The sequence below is a fragment of the Ureibacillus terrenus genome (assembly GCF_006569205.1).
In the GTDB taxonomy this organism is placed as follows: domain Bacteria; phylum Bacillota; class Bacilli; order Bacillales_A; family Planococcaceae; genus Ureibacillus; species Ureibacillus terrenus.
This window is the reverse complement of record NZ_VIGD01000042.1, coordinates 1-2,958: the sequence shown is the minus strand read 5'-3', so window position 1 is coordinate 2,958 and position 2,958 is coordinate 1. Positions and strand designations below refer to the sequence as shown.

The window sequence follows — 2,958 nt, the reverse complement described above, 5'->3', positions numbered from 1 at the left end:
TGGTTAAGTCCTCGATCGATTAGTATCCGTCAGCTCCACACGTCACCGTGCTTCCACCCCGGACCTATCTACCTCATCGTCTTTGAGGGATCTTACTTGCTTACGCAATGGGAAATCTCATCTTGAGGGGGGCTTCATGCTTAGATGCTTTCAGCACTTATCCCGTCCACACATAGCTACCCAGCTGTGCCTTTGGCAAGACAACTGGTACACCAGCGGTGTGTCCATCCCGGTCCTCTCGTACTAAGGACAGCTCCTCTCAAATTTCCTGCGCCCACGACGGATAGGGACCGAACTGTCTCACGACGTTCTGAACCCAGCTCGCGTACCGCTTTAATGGGCGAACAGCCCAACCCTTGGGACCGACTACAGCCCCAGGATGCGATGAGCCGACATCGAGGTGCCAAACCTCCCCGTCGATGTGGACTCTTGGGGGAGATAAGCCTGTTATCCCCGGGGTAGCTTTTATCCGTTGAGCGATGGCCCTTCCATGCGGAACCACCGGATCACTAAGCCCGTCTTTCGACCCTGCTCGACTTGTAGGTCTCGCAGTCAAGCTCCCTTATGCCTTTACACTCTGCGAATGATTTCCAACCATTCTGAGGGAACCTTTGGGCGCCTCCGTTACTCTTTGGGAGGCGACCGCCCCAGTCAAACTGTCCACCTGACACTGTCTCCCAAGCCGATCAGGCTTGCGGGTTAGAATCCCAGTACAGCCAGGGTAGTATCCCAAGGGCGCCTCCAGGGAAGCTGGCGCTCCCCCTTCTACGGCTCCTACCTATCCTGTACAAGCTGTACCGGAATTCAATATCAGGCTACAGTAAAGCTCCACGGGGTCTTTCCGTCCTGTCGCGGGTAACCTGCATCTTCACAGGTACTATAATTTCACCGAGTCTCTCGTTGAGACAGCGCCCAGATCGTTACGCCTTTCGTGCGGGTCGGAACTTACCCGACAAGGAATTTCGCTACCTTAGGACCGTTATAGTTACGGCCGCCGTTTACTGGGGCTTCAATTCGGAGCTTCGCTTGCGCTAACTCCTCCTCTTAACCTTCCAGCACCGGGCAGGCGTCAGCCCCTATACATCACCTTGCGGTTTAGCAGAGACCTGTGTTTTTGATAAACAGTCGCCTGGGCCTATTCTCTGCGGCTCATCGGGGCTTGCACCCCAATGAGCACCCCTTCTCCCGAAGTTACGGGGTCATTTTGCCGAGTTCCTTAACGAGAGTTCTCTCGCTCGCCTTAGGATTCTCTCCTCGACTACCTGTGTCGGTTTGCGGTACGGGCACCTCCCGCCTCGCTAGAGGCTTTTCTTGGCAGTGTGAAATCGGGAACTTCGCGCGCAATGCGCTCCCCATCACAGCTCAGCGTTGCGGGAAGCGGATTTGCCTACTTCCCCGCCTTGCTGCTTGGACACGCTCGACCAACGGCGTGCTTTCCCTATCCTCCTGCGTCCCCCCATCGCTCAAACGGCGGGGAGGTGGTACAGGAATATCAACCTGTTGCCCATCGTCTACGCCTTTCGGCCTCGACTTAGGTCCCGACTAACCCTGAGCGGACGAGCCTTCCTCAGGAAACCTTAGTCATTCGGCGGATGGGATTCTCACCCATCTTTCGCTACTCATACCGGCATTCTCACTTCTAAGCGCTCCACCAGTCCTTCCGGTCTGACTTCTGCGCGCTTAGAACGCTCTCCTACCACCCGTGCGAAGCACGGATCCACAGCTTCGGTGAACCGTTTAGCCCCGATACATTTTCGGCGCAGCGTCACTCGACCAGTGAGCTATTACGCACTCTTTAAATGATGGCTGCTTCTAAGCCAACATCCTGGTTGTCTAAGCAACGCCACATCCTTTTCCACTTAACGGCTACTTTGGGACCTTAGCTGGTGGTCTGGGCTGTTTCCCTCTCGACCACGGATCTTATCACTCGTAGTCTGACTCCCGTGTATAAATAGCTGGCATTCGGAGTTTGTCTGAATTCGGTAACCCGAGGTGGGCCCCTAGTCCAAACAGTGCTCTACCTCCAGTATTCTTTACACGAGGCTAGCCCTAAAGCTATTTCGGAGAGAACCAGCTATCTCCAAGTTCGATTGGAATTTCTCCGCTACCCACACCTCATCCCCGCACTTTTCAACGTGCGTGGGTTCGGGCCTCCAGTGAGTGCTACCTCACCTTCACCCTGGACATGGGTAGATCACCTGGTTTCGGGTCTACGACCACGTACTCCGTCGCCCTGTTCAGACTCGCTTTCGCTGCGGCTCCGCCTCTTCGGCTTAACCTTGCACGTGATCGTAACTCGCCGGTTCATTCTACAAAAGGCACGCCATCACCCGTTAACGGGCTCTGACTACTTGTAGGCACACGGTTTCAGGTTCTCTTTCACTCCCCTCCCGGGGTTCTTTTCACCTTTCCCTCACGGTACTGGTTCGCTATCGGTCACTAGGGAGTATTTAGCCTTGGGAGATGGTCCTCCCGGATTCCGACGGAATTCCACGTGTTCCGCCGTACTCAGGATCCACTCTGGAGAGGATGGATTTTCGACTACAGGGCTGTTACCTTCTACGGCCGTCCTTTCCAGAACGGTTCGTCTAACCCATCCTTTTGTAACTCCGTATAGAGTGTCCTACAACCCCAAGAGGCAAGCCTCTTGGTTTGGGCTCTTCCCGTTTCGCTCGCCGCTACTAAGGGAATCGAGGTTTCTTTCTTCTCCTCCAGGTACTGAGATGTTTCAGTTCCCTGGGTGTGCCCTCTTAACGCTATGAATTCGCGTTAAGATACTGTTCCATTACGAACAGTGGGTTGCCCCATTCGGAAATCTCCGGATCACAGCTTACTTACAGCTCCCCGAAGCATATCGGTGTTAGTCCCGTCCTTCATCGGCTCCTAGTGCCAAGGCATCCACCGTGCGCCCTTACCAACTTAACCGTCGGCTTGCGATTGCTCGCAAGAGCTTCACTT

1 rRNA gene is annotated in these 2,958 nt (G+C 54.7%); it reads right to left on the bottom strand.

The features are described from left to right. Window positions 1-2,925, bottom strand: a 23S ribosomal RNA gene (locus FKZ59_RS14105). Between the last annotated feature and the right edge of the window lie 33 nt (window positions 2,926-2,958).